The organism is Desulfovibrio desulfopostgatei (assembly GCF_053570645.1).
The window spans coordinates 1099734-1121184 of record NZ_JBRBQS010000002.1; the positions used below are offsets into that span (position 1 = coordinate 1099734).

Annotated in this window: 19 protein-coding genes and 4 tRNA genes; all 23 read right to left on the minus strand. The window is 57.8% G+C overall.

The genetic code is table 11. From position 1 onward, the window contains the following. Window positions 1–3 precede the first annotated feature (3 nt). Entirely contained in the window at window positions 4–663 is a 660-nt protein-coding gene (gene hyfE, locus ACUZ9Q_RS04825) for a hydrogenase 4 membrane subunit (protein ID WP_215647020.1), read from the minus strand. 2 nt (window positions 664–665) lie between these two features. Further along, on the minus strand, window positions 666–2162 hold the full coding sequence (locus ACUZ9Q_RS04830) for a hydrogenase 4 subunit D (protein ID WP_215647019.1): 1497 nt from the start codon (window positions 2160–2162) through the stop codon (window positions 666–668). 18 nt (window positions 2163–2180) lie between these two features. Further along, the gene (locus ACUZ9Q_RS04835) at window positions 2181–3158 is read right to left on the minus strand and encodes a respiratory chain complex I subunit 1 family protein (RefSeq protein ID WP_449247435.1); all 978 of its coding nucleotides are present in this window, start codon (window positions 3156–3158) and stop codon (window positions 2181–2183) included. 8 nt (window positions 3159–3166) lie between these two features. Then, window positions 3167–5203 carry a hydrogenase 4 subunit B gene (gene hyfB, locus ACUZ9Q_RS04840; protein WP_449247436.1) on the minus strand — a complete coding sequence of 679 codons (2037 nt, stop codon included), beginning with the start codon at window positions 5201–5203 and terminating at the stop codon, window positions 3167–3169. Further along, a complete protein-coding gene (locus ACUZ9Q_RS04845) occupies window positions 5196–5825 on the minus strand; it encodes a 4Fe-4S dicluster domain-containing protein (RefSeq protein WP_215647017.1) in 630 nt (209 codons plus the stop codon). Before ACUZ9Q_RS04845 ends, hyfB begins: the two co-directional genes overlap by 8 nt. A gap of 183 nt (window positions 5826–6008) precedes the next feature. Next, entirely contained in the window at window positions 6009–6899 is an 891-nt protein-coding gene (gene focA / locus ACUZ9Q_RS04850; RefSeq protein ID WP_300551504.1) for a formate transporter FocA, read from the minus strand. Between the two features lie 827 nt (window positions 6900–7726). Beyond that, on the minus strand, window positions 7727–8107 hold the full coding sequence (rplL, locus tag ACUZ9Q_RS04855; protein ID WP_192111373.1) for a 50S ribosomal protein L7/L12: 381 nt from the start codon (window positions 8105–8107) through the stop codon (window positions 7727–7729). 51 nt (window positions 8108–8158) lie between these two features. After that, window positions 8159–8683: a 50S ribosomal protein L10 gene (rplJ, locus tag ACUZ9Q_RS04860; RefSeq protein ID WP_192111374.1), complete on the minus strand. Its 525-nt coding sequence runs from the start codon at window positions 8681–8683 to the stop codon at window positions 8159–8161. A gap of 168 nt (window positions 8684–8851) precedes the next feature. Next, entirely contained in the window at window positions 8852–9559 is a 708-nt protein-coding gene (gene rplA / locus ACUZ9Q_RS04865) for a 50S ribosomal protein L1 (protein ID WP_192111375.1), read from the minus strand. A gap of 170 nt (window positions 9560–9729) precedes the next feature. Next, on the minus strand, window positions 9730–10152 hold the full coding sequence (rplK, locus tag ACUZ9Q_RS04870; RefSeq protein ID WP_022658434.1) for a 50S ribosomal protein L11: 423 nt from the start codon (window positions 10150–10152) through the stop codon (window positions 9730–9732). Window positions 10153–10218: 66 nt separating this feature from the next. After that, window positions 10219–10791 (minus strand): transcription termination/antitermination protein NusG, encoded by a 573-nt coding sequence (gene nusG / locus ACUZ9Q_RS04875; protein WP_449247437.1) that lies wholly within the window; start codon window positions 10789–10791, stop codon window positions 10219–10221. Window positions 10792–10799: 8 nt separating this feature from the next. Further along, window positions 10800–11039, minus strand: a complete 240-nt coding sequence (secE, locus tag ACUZ9Q_RS04880) for a preprotein translocase subunit SecE (RefSeq protein ID WP_022658436.1) — start codon at window positions 11037–11039, stop codon at window positions 10800–10802. 22 nt (window positions 11040–11061) lie between these two features. After that, window positions 11062–11138, minus strand: a tRNA-Trp gene (locus tag ACUZ9Q_RS04885). Between the two features lie 44 nt (window positions 11139–11182). Then, the gene (gene rpmG, locus ACUZ9Q_RS04890) at window positions 11183–11332 is read right to left on the minus strand and encodes a 50S ribosomal protein L33 (RefSeq protein ID WP_008684737.1); all 150 of its coding nucleotides are present in this window, start codon (window positions 11330–11332) and stop codon (window positions 11183–11185) included. 3 nt (window positions 11333–11335) lie between these two features. Then, window positions 11336–12529 carry an elongation factor Tu gene (gene tuf, locus ACUZ9Q_RS04895; RefSeq protein WP_192111376.1) on the minus strand — a complete coding sequence of 398 codons (1194 nt, stop codon included), beginning with the start codon at window positions 12527–12529 and terminating at the stop codon, window positions 11336–11338. Window positions 12530–12744: 215 nt separating this feature from the next. Continuing rightward, window positions 12745–12820: transfer RNA gene (locus tag ACUZ9Q_RS04900), tRNA-Gly, on the minus strand. A 100-nt stretch (window positions 12821–12920) separates the two neighbouring features. Then, a tRNA-Tyr gene (locus ACUZ9Q_RS04905) sits at window positions 12921–13006 on the minus strand. A 46-nt stretch (window positions 13007–13052) separates the two neighbouring features. After that, window positions 13053–13128, minus strand: a tRNA-Thr gene (locus tag ACUZ9Q_RS04910). A 135-nt stretch (window positions 13129–13263) separates the two neighbouring features. Next, window positions 13264–14130, minus strand: a complete 867-nt coding sequence (prmC, locus tag ACUZ9Q_RS04915) for a peptide chain release factor N(5)-glutamine methyltransferase (protein WP_449247438.1) — start codon at window positions 14128–14130, stop codon at window positions 13264–13266. A gap of 5 nt (window positions 14131–14135) precedes the next feature. Next, on the minus strand, window positions 14136–16736 hold the full coding sequence (lon, locus tag ACUZ9Q_RS04920; RefSeq protein ID WP_192111378.1) for an endopeptidase La: 2601 nt from the start codon (window positions 16734–16736) through the stop codon (window positions 14136–14138). A gap of 26 nt (window positions 16737–16762) precedes the next feature. After that, window positions 16763–17455 (minus strand): JAB domain-containing protein, encoded by a 693-nt coding sequence (locus ACUZ9Q_RS04925; RefSeq protein WP_192111379.1) that lies wholly within the window; start codon window positions 17453–17455, stop codon window positions 16763–16765. Window positions 17456–17641: 186 nt separating this feature from the next. Further along, window positions 17642–18685: a DNA polymerase III subunit delta gene (locus ACUZ9Q_RS04930; RefSeq protein ID WP_227117659.1), complete on the minus strand. Its 1044-nt coding sequence runs from the start codon at window positions 18683–18685 to the stop codon at window positions 17642–17644. A 234-nt stretch (window positions 18686–18919) separates the two neighbouring features. After that, complete coding sequence (leuS, locus tag ACUZ9Q_RS04935) at window positions 18920–21442, minus strand: leucine--tRNA ligase (RefSeq protein ID WP_192111381.1); 2523 nt, start codon at window positions 21440–21442, stop codon at window positions 18920–18922. Window positions 21443–21451: the final 9 nt, after the last annotated feature.

The following is a 21451-nucleotide window of genomic DNA, read 5'->3' on the forward strand; positions in this document are numbered from 1 at the left end:
GGCTCACCCCTTCAGCGCGGAAAGATCATGCGCGCGCAGCGTGTTCATGGTGGTGAAGATGCGGCGCACCATGTAAACCATGATGATAACCGCGAAGATGGCGTCTGTGGAAATGCCTATTTCCACAAGATGCGGGGCCTGATTGGCCAGCAGGGCCAGGGTCATGTGCGCGCCGTTTTCCATCAGGCAATAGCCAAATATCTGCTTGATGATGTTGCGCTGCACCACAATGCACATGACGCCGATCATGAAGTGACCAAGCGATACGGCCAGTACAGGCTCAAGACCGTGCTGGGTAATGATGGGCACCTGAACCGTGCTCACCACAAAGTGGCACAAGAGCAGCAGAACGGCTGACAGTATGACGACCACAGATGTGGGAATGACCATTCCCTGCGCTTCAGGGTCGCTCATTTTGCCGAGGGCCTTGTACATTATCAGCGGCACAAGGATGACCTTGGTCAGAACGGCGGTTCCGGCCCAGGTGTACAGTTCGTGCGCCTGCATCAGGCCGCCCAGCGCTATGAACGAGAGCACCAGCACGGTAGACTGCACAGCGTACAGCAAGGCGGATGTTGTGGCTTTTTTGCAGGTGACCACCATCAGGGATGTGACCACCAAAAGCCCCGCGAGATTGTTGATGATTATACTTGAACTCAACATGCTTAGCCTCCGTGGTTCAACCAGTAAACGGCCATGATGCTGGAACAGAACGACATGAAAACAAGGATGGCCAGCACCAGCTTCATGGCGGCGGGCACAGGCTGCGCCTGCGCCACAACCTCAGAGGGTTTGCCGGGAACAGTCTTGCCGAACCAGTAGAGGAACCAGGCAAAGCTGCCCACGGATTCGATCATGACCAGCACCGTCAGCACCAGCACCAGCCAGTGGGTTGAGCCAAGGGCAAAACCGGTGGTGAAGATGGGGTACTTGCTGAAAAAGCCATTGAGCGGCGGCACGCCGGTGATGGCCAGTGCCGCCACGCAAAAGCCCACGCCCAGCAGAGGCAGGCGTGACAGGATTCCCTGCAACTGGGTGAGGGTGCGCGTGCCGCATGTGTAGCTGAGCGCGCCAGCAACAAGGAAAAACAGGCTCTTGGCAAAAGCGTGGTTGAAAATGTAGGCGATCGCGCCAAACAGCAGCACCGTATTGCGCAGAACAGGGTCCGTGCACAGGGCGGCCAGAGAAATGGCAAAGAAGATGTACGAAAGCTGGGTGATGGTGGAATAGGCCAGCAGACGCTTCATGTCGGTCTGCGGCAGGTACATGATGAAGCCGTAGATAAGGGTTATCACGGCCATGACCATGCCCACCTGACCAACAACCGGGGGGATGTCCCCGGCGGCCATGACGGCGCGGGCAAAGATGAACACGCCCACCTTGACCATGGATGCCGCGTGCAGATAGGCGCTTACCGGGGTGGGCGCTTCCATGGCGTCGGGCAGCCACATGTGCATGGGAATCTGGGCGGACTTGCCCCAGGCCGCAAAGAGTACGCCGCCCACGACGATGATCTTGGCTGTGTCGCCAAGCCCGGCAATGCCGGAAAGGGCGAAGGAGCCAGTTTCATGGAACAGCCATGCCGCAGCCACATACAGGCCCAGAGCGCCAAGGTGGGTCACCAGCAGGGCCTTCATGGCCGAACGCAGCGACTTGGGCGTCTGGTAGTAACCAATCAGACCCCACGAGCAGCCGCCGGTGATTTCAAAGAACAGCAGCTGGCCAAAGAGGGTTGAGGACAGCGTAAGCCCGGCCATTGCGCCGATAAAGGCCAGCATGATGGCGTAAAAGCGGGTGGTGCCTTCATGCGGATGCTCGCGGTTGCCCTTGGTCAGGTAGGCTGTGGAATACAGCACCACCAGAAAACCGAGAAAAACCACGGCAAAGCAGATGAGCGTGCTTACCCTGTCTACAAGTACGCCAAATATTTCCACTGTGTGCCCAGCCCCGCCAAACATGGCGGAGTTGTAGCTCACAAGGCTGAATGTGCAGTTTTCGGGCATACCTGCGTTGAAGTATGCCAGACCAAGGGCCGCGCTGCCTGCCGAAGCGGCAAGGGCAACCACCAGCGCCAGCGCCCGTGCCGCGCGATACGGCAAACAGGCGGCGAGCAACGCGCCGATGAACGGTATCAGGATTGTTGCCAGTGCAATTTTATCCATGACTTCTTCCTCGACGCCCTAGAGCTTGCTGAAGTAAAAGACGAATGCCAGGGCCGCCACGCCGAAACCGGACCATGTGACGCGCGGGGTCAGCAAAAAGCGCCCGCGCGCAAGGCTGTTTTCGTACAGCGAGGCCAGCACAAAAATGACCAGCAGCTTCAGAACGAATATGACTGTGGCGGTCAGCACGGATACAACGCTGAGGTTCTCGGGCGTTACATTGCCAAAGGGCAGAAACACGCTGATGAACACGCTGGCCACAACTGCCTGCTTGAACTTCACGCCAAGGCAGACCAGGGCAAGACCGGGGCCGGAATACTCGGTCAGCGGGCCTTCCTGAAGCTCCTGTTCCGCTTCGGGGTAGTCAAAGGGGATCTTGCCCATTTCAATAAACACGGCAAAGGCGCAGGCCACCATGGCCAGTGCCGCTGCCGTGGGCATGGAGCCGCCCCAGTTCTGGCGGAATATCTCGCTGATGACGCCGAGGTTGGTGGAACCAGCAATAAGGGCCGCCACCAGCAGGGCCAGCATGAGCACAGGCTCCACCAGTACGCCCAGCAACATTTCGCGGCTTGCGCCCATGCCCGCAAAGGGGCTGCCGGAATCAAGCCCGGAAAGGGCGAAGAAAAAGCGGTAGAGAGCGAAAAGATACAGCAAGGTTATCAGATCTGCCGCGCTCGCCATCTGGGAGCCGGTCACGATCAGGGGCAGCGTCATGGCGATGGCCGCTGCGCTGGCAATGAGCACAAAGGGCATGATGCGGAAAATGATGCCCGACTGCGCAGGGGCCACTTCCTGCCGGGTCATGAGTTTGGCCAGGTCTCGGTAGTCCTGTAACACGCCAGCTGCCCCCAGGGGGCCAAGGCGCGAGTGCATTCTGGCCCGGATTTTACGCGAAATGCCGGACAGCAGAGGGGCCAGCAAAAGCAGAAGCAAGGTCTGCGCTGCGGCCAGCAGCAAGGATACCGGCCAGGACAAGGATTGCATGGTAAACATGATTCCCCCTAGGCGGCTTTGATGAGAAGCAGCGCGATAAGCGCGATGATGATATACAGGCAGTAGACGCGGAAATCGCCCTGCTGCAGCCGCTGCACACATATGCCGATTTTTTGTGCGGTGCGGACGATACGGGCAAGGATGCCGTCGTCCCACATGGGCTCCACACGCCGGGCAGTACGGATGACCGAGTCAAGCGCACGCGACATGGCCGGGGCCGGATCAAGCGCCTGACGCAGGCGGTACAGCCCCGCAAACACGTGGCGCAGACCCTGTGTAAAGCTGCCGACAGAAAGGGCCATGCGTTCTTCGTAACCATAACCGCAGGCCCAGGGATCGTTTTTGCGGCGCATGGGCAGGCGGTCGGCCCTGCCAGCCATAAAGAGCAGCAGGGGCAAAAGCATGCCGCCCAGCAGCAGAAGCATCACCAGCGTGGGCGAAAGCCCGGTGGCGGCATCTGCGCCGGGAACAAGCACACCCTGCCGTACGGCTTCAAAGTGCTGCTGGCTTGTGGTGAGTGAGTCGGCCACGGCGCTGATGACAGGGGCCACGCAGGCCGCGCCCACGCCCAGCACCACGCACAGCGCGGCTAGCCCAAGCATGGAAAGCGTCATGGCAGCGGGAACTTCCGTGGCTTCCGCAGCCTTGGCGCTGCGCGCCTGCCCGCAAAAGCTGATGCCGTATACCTTTACAAAGCACATGGCGGCGAGAGCGCCGGTGATGGCCAGCATCACGATTGCCACAGGGCCGGAAAGGCGGGCAATGGCGGAAGAATGCTGGCTGATGCTCACAAGGCCCTGATAGGTGTACCATTCACTGACAAAACCATTGAGGGGCGGCAGGGCCGAAATGGCCATGCAGCCAACCAGAAAGGCCATGGCCGTGCGGGGCATGCGCTTGCCAAGGCCGCCCATCTTCTCCATGTCCTTGGTGTGCACCTTGTAGATGATGGCGCCAGCGCCGAGGAAAAGCAGGCCCTTGAACACGGCATGGTTCAGCAGGTGATAGAGCGCGCCCAGAAATCCCAGAGCTGCCAGCAGCGGGTTTTTGAGGGCCAGACCCATGAGGCCCACGCCCACGCCCATGAGGATGATGCCCACGTTTTCAACGGTGTGGTAGGCAAGCAGGCGTTTGATGTCGTGTTCCGCCAGAGCGTACATAACGCCCAGCACGGACGAAACTGCGCCGAAGGTCAGCACCACAACACCCCACCAGACAGGCATATCCACGCCGCCCAGCAGGTCTGCACCCACCTTGATGATGCCAAACACGCCGATTTTGACCATCACGCCAGACATCATGGCCGAGGCGTGCGAGGGCGCGGCCGGGTGCGCCCTGGGCAGCCAGCCGTGCAGAGGGAGCATGCCAGCCTTTGCGCCGAAGCCGAAAAATGCCAGCAAAAAGGCTATTGATGCCATGGCAGGCGAAATCTGCGCCTGACGGAAGGCCGCAAAATCAAGGCTGTTGTTGGGCGTATGGCAATACATGATGAAAAACGATGCCATGATCAGCACAGACCCGGCATGCGCGATGAAAAAGTAGAGCAATCCGGCGCTGACGGCTTCGCTTTCCTGATCGGCAATGACCAGAAAGTAGGAAGACAGCGACATGACTTCAAAAAAGATGATGAAGTAGAAGGCGTTGTCCATGACCATCAGCGCCACCATGGAGGCGATGAAGGTGTTCATGAAAAAGCCCATGGCTGACGCGCCCTTGCCTTCGTATTCCCGCACATAGGCAATGGAATAGATGGAAGCGGCAACCGCCAGCAGGGATATGACGCCCGTCATGAAGGCTCCCAGCATATCCAGCCGCACGGCCAGATGCGCAAAGGGGAACGGCCCCGCGTAAACATGGTTGAGGGCATCTGCACGTTGCAGCAAAAAGGGCAAAACAGCGTACAGACCAAGCGCGCCGCCAAGCGCGCCAAAAAGACCGTTGATGGTAATGGCTGCCCGCTCGTTGCGGCCTAGCAGCAGGGAAAGCACGCCACCGGCCATGTAGGCCAGCACAGCCCAAAGCAGGATTTCAAGTGGATCACGCATGCTGCACCCCCGACATGGTTATTGCCGCCGGGGCGGCATCATCACCGTGTTTTTCCTGCTCAAGCGCGGCAACACGTTTGCTGTTTTGCAGTTCTGCCAGCGTTTTTTCATCCACAAGGCGCAAAGCCGTGGTGGGGCAGGCCTCCACGCAGGCCGGGCGCGAGCGAAAGTAACATTGGTCGCACTTAACGGCGACGGTGCGGCGGCCCACATTCCAGGCCAGAAAAGGCGGCATGGAGTAATTGCTGCCTGGAGCGTCGGCCAGTTCTTCTTCCGGCACGTAATGCTCGTACACTTCCGGGTGCCCGGCTGGCCTGTCGGCAGCGGGGGTGATGGCCCCGAAAGGACAGGCCAGGCCGCACAGTTTGCAACCGATGCAGTTGCTTTCGTTGATGTGCACTGAATGCCCCGTGGCTGTGATGGCGTTCACCGGGCAGACTTTGGCGCAGGGCATGTCTTCGCAATGGCGGCAACTCACAGGCGCTGTGCCGTTGCCGTAGCGCATGACCTCAAGCCGGGGCCTGCTGAGCAGCCCCTGCTGCTCATGCGCCAGCGAACATGCCGCCATGCAGGTATTGCAGCCGATGCACTTGACCGGATCCGCAAAAATGAAATGGTTCATAACCTTCCTCGTTACGCAAGGGATCGTGATAATGGCCCTTGTTGAGCAGAATACGTGCCATTATGCACAAACCGAGTATTCATGCGCATTTTGGGGAATATCTCTGCCCGCTGTCCGTGCGGCGGGGTATCCATAAAGCCGTGTTCGACACTTTTGACGAAGGGCTTCGACAGCTTCGACATTTTAGCCGATGGTCGGGGACTCTTTTTGCGGCGCAGGTTTGGTGGCAGCCTGATGGTCATCGTGACCGTGCTTCAGGTAGATGAGCCAGTGGAACAGACCCACAAAAACGCCGCCGCCAAGGATGTTGCCAAGCGTCACAGGAATGAGATTCTTGAAGATGAAGTTCTGCCAGTTCAGCACAGAGGCGATGTGCGCGGGATCGGCCAGCTTGGCGGCCACTTCGGGCGGCATCATGTTGTTGCAGAGAATGCCGATGGGAATCATGAACATGTTCGCCACGCTGTGCTCAAAGCCGCAGGCGATGAAGAGGCCCACAGGGAACAGACAGGCGATCATTTTGTCGAACAGCGAGCGCCCGGCGTAGCTCATCCACACGCCCAGGCAGACCATCAGGTTGCACATGGCCCCCAGAAAAACCGCTTCAATAAAGGTGTGAGTAAGTTTGTGCTCTGTGGTGTTGATGTAAAAGACTGCAATGCTGCCGCCGTTTTCCCAAGGGTGGCCGCTCAAAAGGATCAGTGCGACCAGGATAAGGCTGCCCACAAAGTTGCCAGCGTAAACCACGCCCCAGTTGGAGAACATCTGTCCCCAGGTGATTTTGCCGCTGGCACGGGGAATAAGCGTCATGGTTGTGGAGGTGAAGAGATCTGCACCCAGCACAATAACCAGCATGAGGCCCAGGCTGAACACCAGCCCGCCAACAATTTTGCCCGCCCCGGTCGCGTTGGCTATGGCGCAATACACAAAACCCAGCCCGATAAACACACCTGCCATGACGGCAAGCAAAAAAGCTTTGCGCGCGGGCTTGAGCGCCTTGCCCTCCATGACAGCGGCCGCCTTGTCGCACATCTGATACGGGTTCAGCGCTTCGAAGGAGGAAGAGTCAGCCATAGTATTCTCCTTTGCATGGTAAATTGTTGAGCTTGGGAATTTTTACACATATTGCAAAGTGGATGCCAAATAAAATAGATATATTTTAAACAGTTATGATAATATTTTTGACATGCAATTTTGAGCGAATGTGTCGAAGCGCACAAAAGAGATCCGGATCATTTATATGCATGGTAAAACATACAAAAATAGTATGTAATTGTGTAAAACAGAGGAGTTACGAAGGTGGGAGATATGGTCGCGACAAAGTATGCGCTGCTGTTTCAGGCAGAAGCTCTGAGAGGATCGTGAATTTTTACGCAATCTGCGTATGCTTGGATTTTGACGAAGCGTCTCACATCTGCGCAAAGGCAGCTCGCGAAGAAGGTAATTGGGACGACTTAAAAGCGGAAAGGTTTGAGGGGGAAATTGCCCTCTGCTTACGACAGGCCGTCGAGGTGGGAATCTGACTGAATTTGCGGGCTGCAACCATTCATCATAGTTGCGCATTCGATCTGTCGCCAACCCTGACTGTGGAATGACTTAAGCCATCGATACGCGTACTGCAGGCAACATTCCGTAAGCGTTTACTGAAGAAAAATGGCAGGGAACCGACCAAAAAGCAGAAGGGACCCTGCTTTTGCATGGAGGCTTTTTACTTGGATGCAAAGCCTGATTTGTTGGCGCGTGATCTGCGCAGGGAGGCAGGGTGTTTTGGCGGTAGTCTTGAAGGTTACTGAGCCTGACAGATATCAGGGCAAGGGCAAAACGGCCTGAGCGCCATGTCAAAGCAATAAAAAAGGCGGAACCCTAAGGTTCCGCCTCAAAAGCACGGTATAAAACCGAACTTACTTCACTTCGACGGTGGCGCCAGCTTCGGTCAGCTGCTTCTTGGCTTCTTCAGCTTCTTCCTTGGACACGCCTTCCTTCAGGGTAGCGGGGGCGCCGTCAACCTTTTCCTTGGCTTCCTTGAGGCCCAGGCTGGTCAGAGCGCGCACAACCTTGATGACGCCGATCTTGTTGGCGCCAGCTTCCTTCAGGATAACGTCGAACTCGGTCTTTTCTTCAGCGGCTTCAGCAGCGGCAGCGGGGGCAGCCATCATCATGGCGGCGGCAGGCGCAGCGGCGGAAACGCCGAACTTTTCTTCGAGTTCCTTGATGAACTCAGAAAGTTCGAGAACGGTCATATTGGAGATAAATTCAACAACTTCTTCTTTGGTAACGGCCATGATAAGTCTCCTGATCTTTGGCTTTAGTGCAAATAATTCGATGGTTGCTTGCTATGCGGCGTTGGATTTCTGATCTTCGATGCCCTTGAGGGCATAAAGCAGACCACGCACCACGTTGGCGAACAGCGAAACAAAGTTGGTGGGCACGGCGTTCATGGTGCCGAGCAACTGACCGAGGAGCTGTTCCCTTCCGGGCAGCTTGGCCAGTGCGTCAATCTGGGCGGCATCCATAGCCTTGCCGTCCAGGCTGGCGCAGCGAAGCTCAAAGAGCTTGCTTTGCTTGGCAAAATCGCTGAGCGCCTTGGCCACCGCCACGGGGTCATCGAACCCAAAGGCTACGCCGCAGTTATCATGGAACTTGTCCTTGATAGCGTTGTGCGTACCGTCGGTCAGAGCAATACGGGCAAGCGTGTTTTTAACGACGAGATATTCGCCGCCTGCATTACGCAGAGAAACGCGCAGGTTCGTCAGCTCTTCCACCGTCATGCCCTTGAAGTCCGTGATAACCGCAAAAGAAGCCTTGTCGGCGCGGGCCTTAACGGCTTCAATAATTACGGCTTTTCCAGACCTGTTCACGTGATACCTCTCACGTTCGGGGTTGCCAGGTGGAATGCCGAGCCAAAGAAGAAGTGTCTGGACAGGGTATTAAGAGCTTGCGCCCACCTGTCGTCTTCGACTCGAATTCCGTATCCTTAGACAGATTGTGGGCGCACTGACATACAGTGCGCCCACAGCCTTGAGAGCTTAGCCCTCAAGAAATTTTTTAACCTGAGTCATGTCAACCTTGAAGCCAGGGCCCATGGTGGTGGACACTGCCATGGAGAGCATGTAGCTGCCCTTGGCGGCGGAAGGCTTAAGGCGGTTCACGGCGTCAAGCAGGGCCTTGAGGTTGCCCAGAATCTTTTCGGGGCCAAAGGAAACCTTGCCAAGGGGAGCGTGCAGCACGCCAGCCTTGTCAACCTTGAAGTCCACGCGACCGGCCTTAAGTTCGGTAACGGCCTTGGTCACATCAAAGGTGACGGAGCCGGTCTTGGCGTTGGGCATAAGGCCACGGGGGCCAAGCACGCGACCGATCTGGCCCACAAGAGCCATAACGTCGGGGGTAGCCACGGCGGCGTCAAATTCGAGCCAGCCTTCCTTGACCTTGGCGACCAGATCTTCGGCACCCACAACATCCGCACCGGCTTCGCGGGCTTCCGCCTGCTTTTCGCCCTTACAGAACACGGCCACGCGAACGGTCTTGCCAAGCCCGTGGGGCAGGGTCACAGCGCCGCGAACCATCTGGTCGGAATATTTGGGGTCAACGCCGAGGCGCACGGCCACGTCAACAGTTTCGTCAAATTTGGCAAAGGAAGCGCCAAGCGATTTGCTGACGGCGTCTTCAATGCTGAAGCGTTCCTGAAGGTTGTTGCCTTCAAGCGCCTTGCGGAAATTCTTGCCATGTGTGGGCATGAGATAATCCTTTCGTTTTGCATCTCCTGCCGAACTTTGTCTTGCGCAAAGGCGGCAGTACAATTGATTTCAACGATGGCTGCCAAGCGTTTTAAAGCTATTGCAGCCGTAAGACCAGTGTGCCGTATATGCAACGAGCGCCCAAGGGCGCTCACGGCTTTAAAAGGGCCTTACTTAACGTCAATGCCCATGCTGCGAGCGGTACCAGCAATGGACTTCACCGCAGACTCAATGCTTGCAGCATTCAGATCGGGCAGCTTCAGCTTGGCGATTTCTTCAATCTGCGCCATGCTCAGGCTACCAACCTTGTTGCGGTTGGGTTCGCCGGAACCCTTTTCAATTTTGGCGGCTTTCATGATCAGCACCGAGGCCGGGGGGGTCTTGGTGATGAAGGTGAAAGAGCGGTCGGCGTACACGGTGATGACCACAGGAATGATCGTGCCCTTCTGTTCCATGGTGCGGGCATTGAATTCCTTGCAGAAACCCATGATGTTCAGGCCGTGCTGACCGAGGGCAGGACCAACCGGCGGCGAGGGGTTAGCCGCGCCAGCGGGGATCTGCAGTTTGATTTTGGCAACTTCTTTCTTGGCCATTTGAGTTATCCTTCATCGCTGCTCGCGCAGTTCAAGGCAAAGCCCTGTCGCGCGGGGGGCAAGTCATTAACCTTTGGATACCTGCACGAAATCCAGTTCCACAGGGGTCTGACGACCAAAAAAGGAAACGGAAACGCGCAGTTTCCCCTTGTCGTAGTTGACGTCTTCCACAACGCCATTGAAGCCGCCAAACGGCCCTTCAATAACGCGTACTTCGTCGCCGCGGTCAAAGTTGAACTTGGGCCGTGGCGTTTCCTGGCGAGACTCCATCAGGGAGAGAATGCGCTGTGCTTCACTCTCACGCATTGGGGTAGGACGGTTTTTGCCGCCCACAAAGCCGGTGACCTTGGGGATGGACTGTACCAGATGCCAGGAAAGATCCGTCATGGTCATACGCACCATGACATACCCGGGATAGAACTTGCGCGTAGAGGTGCGCTGCTGTCCACCCTTGGTAGGTTCAATAACCTTTTCAGTGGGAACAACAACTTCCTCAATAAGCCCTTCATCCTGTCCGGTGCGGCGCAACTCGTTAATGGTCTTCTGCACACGCTGCTCGAAACCCGAGTAGGTGTGCACGATGTACCAGCGAGCCTTTTTGCAGAGCTCGGAAGTTTCGTCGATAACAGGGTCTTTCATATCGGCCTTCAGGACAATAGGGTCTTGATCAGGGAAGACAGACCAAAGTCCACCAGCCCCAGGATGACAGCCATCACGGCTACAAAGCCCAAAACGGCCAAGGTGGCTTTGCGCGTTTCCTGCAACGTAGGCCAGGTGACCTTGCGCAATTCGGCCTTGGCGTCCTCAACGTAGCGAGTAAACCGTACGACAGGGTTCGGGCCTTTGTCCGCCTTAAGGTCGGCAGCTTGAGCTTGTTTTTTTGCCATGGTGTAATCCGGAGATAAAAAATGGCAGGGCAGGAGGGATTCGAACCCCCAACATGCGGTTTTGGAGACCGCCGCTCTAGCCGTTAGAGCTACTGCCCTGCACACCGTCCGGGGGGCTTATCGCCCCCCGGCGGAAGTTTATTTTACCTGGTTTCGCGATGCACAGTGTGCTTCTTATCCCAGGGACAATACTTTTTCATTTCCAGCCGACCGGTAGTGTTTTTCTTGTTCTTCCGGGTGCTGTAGTTGCGGCGCTTGCACTCAGTGCAGGCCAGTATGATATTAACTCGCATATGCTACTCGATGATTTCGGTCACCACACCGGAGCCAACGGTGCGGCCGCCTTCGCGAATGGCGAAACGCAGGCCAGCTTCCATGGCGATGGGGGCGATGAGTTCAACGATGAACTGGGAGTTATCGCCAGGCATAACCATTTCCACGCCTTCGGGCAGGTTGATGATGCCGGTGATGTCAGTGGTACGGAAGTAGAACTGAGGACGGTAGCCAGAGAAGAACGGGGTATGACGGCCGCCTTCTTCCTTGGAGAGAACGTACACTTCAGCCTTGAACTTCTTGTGGGGCGTGATGCTCTTGGGAGCGGCAAGAACCTGGCCGCGTTCCACGTCGTCACGCTTGGTGCCGCGAAGCAGGGCGCCGATGTTGTCGCCAGCCTGACCCTGGTCAAGCAGCTTGCGGAACATTTCCACGCCGGTGCAGATGGTCTTCTGGGTGGGCTTGATGCCCACAATTTCCACTTCGTCGCTGACCTTCAGAATACCGCGTTCCACACGACCGGTAACAACGGTACCACGGCCGGAGATGGAGAACACGTCTTCGATGGGCATCAGGAAGGGCTTGTCGATGTCGCGTTCCGGTTCGGGAATGAAGTCGTCGCAAGCCTGCAGAAGGTCAAGAATGCACTTGGCTTCGGGCGCGTCGGGGTTATCGCATTCCAGAGCCTTAAGGGCGGAACCGCGGATAACCGGAACGTCATCACCGGGGAAGTCGTAGCTGGAGAGCAGTTCGCGAACTTCAAGTTCCACGAGTTCCAGCAGTTCTTCGTCGTCAACCAGATCGCACTTGTTCAGGAACACCACGAGCTGGGGCACGCCGACCTGACGGGCAAGCAGGATGTGCTCACGGGTCTGGGGCATGGGACCGTCAGTGGCGGCCACAACGATGATACCGCCGTCCATCTGGGCAGCGCCGGTGATCATGTTCTTGATGTAGTCGGCGTGGCCGGGGCAGTCAACGTGGGCGTAGTGACGGGTAGCGGTTTCGTATTCCACGTGTGCGGTGGAAATGGTGATGCCGCGTTCCTTTTCTTCGGGGGCCTTGTCGATTTCGTCATACGAAATGAACTTGCCCGAGCCCTTCAGGCCGGCGATCTTGGTGATGGCGGCGGTGAGGGTGGTCTTGCCATGGTCGATGTGGCCGATGGTGCCGATGTTTACATGGGGCTTTTTGCGTTCAAATTTTTCCTTGCCCATTGTACGTCTCCCTGGAGAAAAAAATGTTTGCGTTTTACCTGCGTTACTAAATTCGTTTTGAATTCGTAGAGCTGTAACGCCTGCTCCTCGCGTAACGGCTGCGGTAGTGGGAAGTTCCGTTGGGCGGCCCGCTATCCGCATTCAGTCCCTGGACACCAGGGAACGTGCATTGGCGGACAAGGTGACTGAGGGGGAGGCGGAATCAGGCAGGATTTTGGAGCGGGAAACGGGATTCGAACCCGCAACCCTCAGCTTGGAAGGCTGATGCTCTAGCCGTTGAGCTATTCCCGCACGCTACCGTAGTTCCCCGACAGGCGTCCTGTCTCCTACAGCCAAGGCAGTTTATTCAAACCAGCCACCAACCGTCCAGTATTTGGCGACGGAAAAGTGGTGGTGGAGGGGGGTGGATTTGAACCACCGAAGTCTTACGACGACAGATTTACAGTCTGTTCCCTTTGGCCACTCGGGAACCCCTCCACTCTTGCCGAAAAGTCGGAAAGTCCGATCTTCGTTCAGCTTCTTGTGGAGCTGGCGATGGGACTCGAACCCGCAACCTGCTGATTACAAATCAGCTGCTCTGCCAGTTGAGCTACGCCAGCGGCAACACAGCTTATTAGCGATTTTCATTCTGCTTTGCAAGCAAAAATTTCGCTTTGGCTCAAATTTTTTCAAATTATAGTGAGCCGTGCTGCTTTTTACCGTTTTTCGCGCCTTTGCGCGGAAACGATTTGGCCTTATAGCCCTTTCCTCGCCAATGTGCAACGGTTAAGTTGGGCAATGTCCCGTTTATTTTCAATTTTTTTGAAAATTCCCGTGGCAGCCAGCATTTCGCGCACGGCATCCGCTTGGTTTGCGCCGTGCTCCAGCAAAACCCAACCGCCATTTTGCAATGCAAGCGCGGCTGCATCCACGGCTGCTTTAAGGTGGAGCAGGCCGTTGTTTTCAGAGAACAGGGCGCTGTGCGGCTCGTTGTGCAACACTTCATCCATAACCATGTGCCGCTCGGCATCAGCTATATATGGAGGGTTGCTCACAAGCAGATGCAGCGATTCCGGTTTGAGCGGCGGAGTACGCATGTCTGCGCGCAGCGCCGCAATTCTGCCATCTACACTATGCCGCTCCGCATTCTGCGCGGCAACGGCAATGGCATTGGGGCAGATATCCAGCAGAATACCGCTCCAGCAGGGGCGCTCCGCCGCCAGGGTGATGCCGATGCAGCCTGTGCCGGTGCCCAGGTCTGCAAAGCTGAGGTGTTCTTCCGGCAGCAGCTCCAGAGCATTGTCTACAATGAGTTCTGTTTCCGGTCTGGGAATAAGGGTGTGCGGCGTAACCGTAAAGTCGCGGCCATAAAATTCCTTGCGCCCGATGATCTGGGCCAGAGGTTGCCCCGTGGCCCGGCAGGCCACCAGCGCTAGAAAATCATTCTCTTCTATGGCCGTCAGCTCCCGCCCCGCCTCCAGAATGCAAAAAAGGCGGGCAGATCCTGAAGGATCCCCCTTGAGCGTTTCGCGCGCCAGCACTTCTGCGCAAAGGCGGGGGCTGTCCACCCCCGCCTTTGTCAGTTGTTCTGTCGCTTCATCTATATATTGCTTGAGGCGCACGAATGTCAGGCTCCGGCTTCCGCGGGCCGCTTGGGCTTTCTGGCACCGGCGGTTTTGGCTGTTGCCGTGCCCTTGGCTGCTACACCCGTGGATTCTTCCACCTTGCTTTTGCCGCCCTTGCCCGTTGCGGAACTGCCGCGCCCACCCTTGGTTTCAAACACGATGGGCAGCAGTTCGTCATAATGGTGCACAGGGTGCACGGTGATGCGCTTGAGCAGTTCCTTGGGCACATCCTCAAGATCTTTGACGTTCTGGTGCGGAATGACCACGTGCTTGAGGCCGCGCGCCACGCCCGCCAGAATTTTTTCCTTGATGCCGCCCACAGGCAGCACCCGGCCTTGCAGGGTGATCTCGCCGGTCATGCACAGGTCTGCGCGCACACGCCGTCCGCTCAGGGCGGAGATGAGGGCCGTGGTCAGCGTAACGCCCGCCGAGGGGCCGTCCTTGGGCGTTGCGCCCGCAGGCACGTGCACGTGCAGGTCGTATTGCGACACAAAACCGGGGTCCACGCCAAGGTCGTCCGCGCGGCTGCGGATGTAGCTCAAGGCAGCCTGGGCGCTTTCCTTCATCACATCACCAAGTTGCCCGGTGAGGGTGAGGCCTCCCTTGCCCTTCATGACAGTGGCTTCAACAGTCAGCACTTCGCCGCCAGCGGGCGTCCAGGCCAGGCCCAGAGCCATGCCGGGCATGAGCTTCTTTTCCTTTTCGTCTTCAATAAAGCGGGGCGCGCCCAACAGTTTTTCCACATCGGCCACGTCAACCATAAAGGGCGGCTTTTTGCCCTCGGCCTTACGGCGGGCCAGTTTGCGGCAGATGGAGGAAAGCTCGCGCTCAAGGTTGCGCAGCCCGGCCTCGCGCGTGTATTCGCGGATGATCTTTTCCAGGGCTTCTTCCGTCAGTTCCACATCCTTTGGGGCAAGGCCATTGTCTTCCACCTTCTTGGGCAGCAGATGCTTGCGGGCGATCTGGGCCTTTTCCTGCAAGGTGTAACCGGGCAGGGAAATGACTTCCATACGGTCGCGCAGGGCCGCCGGGATGGTTTCCAGATGGTTGGCCGTGCAGAGGAACATAACCTTTGAAAGATCAAAGGGCACGTTCAGGTAGTGGTCGCTGAAGGTGTAGTTCTGTTCCGGATCAAGCACTTCCAGCAGGGCGGATGAGGGATCGCCCCTGAAATCCGCGCCCAGCTTGTCCACTTCGTCCAGCACGATAACGGGGTTGCGCGTGCCGGCCTGCTTGAGGGCCTGAATGATGCGACCCGGCATGGCGCCGATGTAGGTGCGCCGATGCCCGCGGATTTCCGCCTCATCGTGCATGCCGCCCAGCGAAAGCCGCTGGAATTTACGGCCCAGCGCCCGCGCAATGGAGCGCCCAAGCGAGGTTTTACCCACGCCGGGAGGGCCCGCAAAGCAGAGGATGGGCCCCTTGGACTGCGGATTGAGCTTGCGCACGCTCAGGAATTCAAGGATGCGGTCCTTGATTTTGTCGAGTCCGCAGTGGTCTTCGTCAAGAATTTCTTTGGCATGGACAATATCCAGCCTGTCGCGCGAAAGCTTTTTCCACGGCAGTTCCACCAGCCAGTCAAGGTAGGTGCGCACCACGTTGGCCTCGGAAGAATCGGCGTGCATGCCCGAAAGGCGGCGCAACTGCTTGTCGGCTTCCTTGCGCACGTCCTTGGGAAGGCCAGCTTTTTCAAGGGCCTGCTTGAGGTTTTCAAGGTCTTCCTCGCCGTCTTCGTCCTTGTCGCCAAGTTCTGTGCGGATAGCCTTGAGCTGCTCGCGCAAAAAGTAATCCTTCTGCGCCTTGTCCATGCCTTCGCGGGCCGAACTCTGGATGCGCGCCTGCACGGTGGCGACTTCCACCTCGCGCTGCAGTTGGGTGTTGACCAGCATGAGGCGGTCAATGGGATTCTCCGCCTCGAGAATGCGCTGGGCATCGGCTGTTTTCATGCGCATGTTGGCGGCGATAAGGTCGGCCAGGCGGCCCGGATCGTCCACTCCCTGCAAGACCGCAAGAACGTCGGGCGAGGAAAGGCCACGCAGGGTCAGCACCTTTTCGCTCTGCTCGCGTACGGAGCGCAACAGGGCCTCCACCGTGGCGTCTACCACAGGGATTTGCTCGGGCAGGGTTTCGATGCGCGCTTCAAGAAAGGGTTCCACCTGGCGGTAGCCCGTAACCCGTGCGCGGCTCACGCCCTGCACAAGAATTTTCACCCGCGAATCGGGCATCTTGAGCATGCGCATGACCTGCACTACGGTGCCGACCTCGTAGAGGTCTTCCGGCTTGGGATCTTCGGTGGCTTCTTCTTTCTGCGCGCACACAAGCAGGTGCCGCCCGTTTTTCAGGGCTGCGTCAACGGCCTGCACGGATTTGTCGCGTCCGATGAACAGCGGCAGGATCATATAGTTGAAGATAACCACGTCTCGAACGGGCAACACGGGCAGCGTGTCGGGAATGCTCTGCGCCGCCGTATTGAGGCTGCCCTCGTGATCCAGCGTCTCGGGCGCGTTCATTTCCGCCTTGTCCGTTTCGCTGTCGATGGCAGGTTCTGCCTCAATGGGTTCTTCCTGATGCAGCAAAATGTCTTTTTCATTGATGTCAGCCATATATATTCTCCCCGACTGCTTTCGATTCAAATGCGTTGCGATTGCGTTATGCTGTAGCAGTCTCCATCAGTAACGATGACGTGATCCAGAAAGCGCAGCCCCATGCGGGGCGCCAGTCTTTGTAGTTCTTCTGTCAGCAGGCGGTCTTCCTGCGAAGGCCCCGGGTTGCCGCCGGGGTGGTTGTGCACCAAGATTATGCCGCTTGCCTTACGGAGCAGGGCCGCTTCAAGAACGTCCCTTGGGTAGATTGAAACTTCTGCAATGCCGCCCCTGCGCAGGCGCTCCCAGGCCATAAGGCGGTTGCGCCTGTCTACCAGCGCCAGCCAGCATTCTTCGTGAGGGCTTGTGCCAAGCCGGGCCTGCGCCATGCGGGCTACGGCCTCGGGTGTTGCCAGAACTTCCTTTTGCCGCAGCTCTGCCGCTGCGTAGCGCGCCCGCGTTTCGCCCAAAACCCGCCATAAGGCCAGCAATCCCGGCCCAAAACCGGGCACCTGCAAGAGTTCTTCGGGCCTTGCGTCCAGCGCCCCGCGAATGCTGCCAAACTTCTGTATCAGTTCCTTGGCGAGGGGCTTTGTGTCCTTGCGGGTCAACCCGTAGCCTAACAGCAGCTCCAGCACTTCATAATCCGCCACTGCTGTGGGTTCCAGTTCCAGTCTTTGCCGCAGCCGCTCACGATGCCCGAGGCTTGTGGGCGGGGTGGATGTTGGCTTTGCTGTCATAAAATAAGCAGTCTTGGAGGTTGCGCAAGGGGGCGGGCGGATAAAGGCGCATGCATCCCGCAAATCCTTTGCCGTTTTTTACGTGAGCGAAAATGATAAATGCGGATCGCAGCGGAATCTGGGTCGCAATAACCGCATTTGCACCGCGCGAGGCTGGCGCGGCGATGTTCTGCCTGGCGGTTTGCGTCAGGCGCGGGTGCGGCCTGCGGCAAACAGGTCTGTCATGCGGGCCGCGAGATAGTCCAGGCTCTGGCTTGGTGATCTGCGGCCGCTCTTTACCTGCAACTCCGCATCCATAACAGTGGACATGCACTCCGCAAGCACTGCTGGGCCGAGCCGGGTTGCCAACTGTTTTTTGAAGGCAGCCTCGTTGGGATGCACGCGCACCTTTTCGCCCGCCCATAGTTGCCAGAGCAGGCGCAACTCCCGCGCCAGCAGGGCCAGCAAAGAAAACAGCAGGCTGTCGCCGTCCTGACTGCGCGAAAGTTCCTTCCACACGGCGGTGAGGTTGCCCGCCTCCATGTGCCGGATGCAGTCAAAGACGTTGCACTCTGGGTTCCAAGAAGCCGTGGCGGTCATGGCCAGAGTAATGGTGCCCTGGTCGGGAACCTGATCCGCCCCGTGGGAATCTGCCTGTGATTTCTCCCGGGCATCATCCTGTGCGGTATTGCGCAGCAGTTGCAGCTTGATCAGCTCGTTTTCAATGGCCAGGGCATCGGGCGGCACAGAGGCGCAAAACTGCTCCAGAGCGTCCTGTTCAAAGCGCAGGCCAAGCTCGTGCGAGCGTTGCAGCACATGCTTTTTGACCGCCCGTTCGTTCAGGCCGTCCTGCCGCCATATCCAGCCCTGCTGATCCGCAAAGGCCATGCAGCGCAGTTTGGCAATGTGCGCGGGAATCTTGGGCTGGCCTTTGTCCCAGGCCACTTCCATACAAAAAAAGGGCCAGCACTGTTCCGAGGGCCGGGCCAGCGCATGCGATACCTTTTTCCACACCGCTGCGGGCCACAGATTGGCCTGACGCACCACCAGCACACGCGGTGCGCCGAACAGGCCTTGCAGTGTAAGCTGCTCCCAGAAGCGCGGCGAGGGTTCCTCGTCGCCCCAGTAGACGTGCCTTTCCCACTGCCCGCTGGCGGGCGGAAAGGAAGAAAGCAGTTGCTCCATGCGCGCGCGCAGCAACTGCCCGTCAGGGCATACAAGAAAACTGAATCCGGGATGTACCGCGCTCATGATATTCCGTGGTTCTGAAAATTGATAAAAAAAAGACTGCCGTAGCAGCCTCGGAATAAAACCCGCCCGGAATAAATTCCGCCTTGGAATAAATCCCGTAAATCCAGGTTTGTCATCTGGTGAAACTGCCAACGCAGTCAGTATAGGTACAAAAGTGGGAACGGGGAAGGGGTATACAGGCGGAAGGGGCGTTTTTCATCTGCGAAAAACAGCCCCTTCCGCCATGATAATCAGTTAGTTGGCAACGATGTTGACCAGTTTGCCGGGGACCACCACCACCTTGCGCACGGTCAGACCGTCAATGTGGCGCTGCACCGAGGAATCTGCCAGTGCGGCCTGTTCCATGGCGGCTTTGTCGGCGGCTGCGGGTATCTGCACCGTGCCGCGCAGCTTGCCGTTGACCTGAAGGGCCACGGTGAGCATGTCCTGAACGGTAGCGGCATCGTCCCATTTGGGCAGAAGTTCGCTGGCAAGCTGGGTGCCGTGCCCCAGATGCTGCCAGAGTTCTTCGCAAACATGGGGCGTGATGGGCGAAAGCAGCGTAAGCACGGAGGCCATGGCCGACGAGAATACGCGGCGGTCGCCTTCCGTGGCGCCAAGCTTTTCGCGCGAAAGATACATGGCGTTGACCAGTTCCATTACAGCGGCAATGGCCGTGTTGAACTGGAAGCGGTCGCCCATGTCTTCGCTGCATTTCTTGACCGTAAGGTGTTCGCGGCGGCGCAGGTCGCGGGCTTCCTCGCTCTGAGCGTCCTCAGCCGTGGACTGGCAGGCCTTGAGGGGCAGCAGACGGTCTTTTTCTTCATCAAAAAGACGCCACACGCGGCCAATAAAGCGCGACGCGCCTTCGATGCCAGAATCCGACCAGTCAAAGTCGCGTTCGGCCGGCGCGGCAAAGAGGCAGAACAAACGCACCGTATCCGCGCCATACTTGGCGATCATGTCGGAAGGCGCAACAACGTTGCCCTTGGATTTGGACATCTTGCTGCCGTCTTTCAGCACCATGCCCTGAGTGAGCAGGTTGGCGAAAGGCTCGTTGAGTTCGGCAGGGAAAAAGCCCAGATCGCGCAGCACCTTGGTGAAAAAGCGCGAATAGAGCAGATGCAGGATGGCGTGTTCCACGCCGCCGATGTACTGGTCAACGGGCAGCCAGTACTTGAGGGCCTCCGTGTCAAAGGGGCCATCTTCCTTGCGGGCGCTGGTGTAGCGGGCGAAATACCACGAGGATTCCACAAAGGTATCCATTGTGTCGGTTTCGCGCCGGGCGGTCCCGCCGCACTTGGGGCAGGTGCACGAGGCAAATTCAGGTGTTTCCGGCAGGGGAGAGCGCCCGTCTTCACGGATTTTCACGTCCATGGGCAGCAGCACGGGCAGGTTTTCTTCCTTTTCAGGCACCACGCCGCACTTGTCGCAGTAAATAACGGGGATGGGCGCGCCCCAGTAGCGCTGGCGCGAAATATTCCAGTCGCGCAGGCGGAACTGAGTGGTGGCCTTGCCCTTGCCGTCCTTTTCCAGCGCCTGAGCCACGGCCTTTTTGCCGTCCTCATTGGCGGTGCCGTCAAAGGGGCCGGAATTAACCATGAAACCTTCAGCTGTATAAGCTTCGGTCAAGGTTTCAGGATCAATCTGCTCATCCTTGGGGCTGATGACCACGCGCAGGGGCAGGCCGTATTTGCGGGCAAACTCAAAATCGCGCTGATCGTGCGCGGGCACGCCCATAACCGCGCCAGTGCCGTAATCAGCCAGAACGAAGTTGCCCAGCCACAGCGGCACGCGCTGCCCGGTAAAGGGATGCACGGCGTAGGCACCGGTGAAGATACCTTCTTTTTCCAGCGAATCGGACTGGCGGTCGATACGGTCCATATTGCGGATGCGATCAACAAAGGCGCGTACTTCATCGGCTTTTTCATAGCCTTCAATGAGCTTTTCCACCAGCGGATGCTCGGGGGCCAGCGTCATGAATGTCACGCCAAAGAGCGTGTCGGGCCGCGTGGTGAACACGTCTATGCCCGTGACGCCTTCTGCCTTGAGGGCCGCGTTTTCCAGACCAAAAGTGATGGCCGCGCCCGTGGATTTGCCAATCCAGTTGCGCTGCATGGCGATAACGCGGTCGGGCCAGTCGCCTTCAAGGCTTTGCAGGTCTTGCAGCAGTTCATCGCCGTAGGCCGTGATCTTGAGGAACCACTGGGTCAGATCCTTCTGCTCCACGCGGCTGTCGCAGCGCCAGCAAAGGCCATCGACAACCTGCTCGTTGGCGAGCACCGTGTGGCACGAGGGGCACCAGTTCTGCGCCGCCTTTTTGCGGTACACGAGCCCTTTTTCCAGCAGGCGCAAAAAGAACATCTGCTCCCAGCGGTAATATTCGGGGCGGCAGGTAGCGATTTCGCGATCCCAGTCATAGGAATAACCCAGGCGCTTCAGTTGCGCCCGCATGTTGTCTATGTTGGCGTAGGTCCATTTGGCGGGATGGGTATTGTTCTTGATGGCCGCGTTTTCCGCAGGCAGACCAAAGGCGTCCCAGCCCATAGGGTGCAATACGTTGAAGCCCAGCATGCGCTTGCTGCGCGCCACCACATCGCCAATGGCGTAGTTGCGCACATGGCCCATATGGATATTGCCCGAAGGATAGGGGAACATTTCAAGCACATAATACTTGGGCTTGTTGCTCTTGTGGGTGCAGGCAAAAGCGTTTTCGGCCTGCCAGCGAGACTGCCACTTTTCTTCGATAGCTTGCGGATTATAGCGTTCGTGCGTCATGGGGCTTTA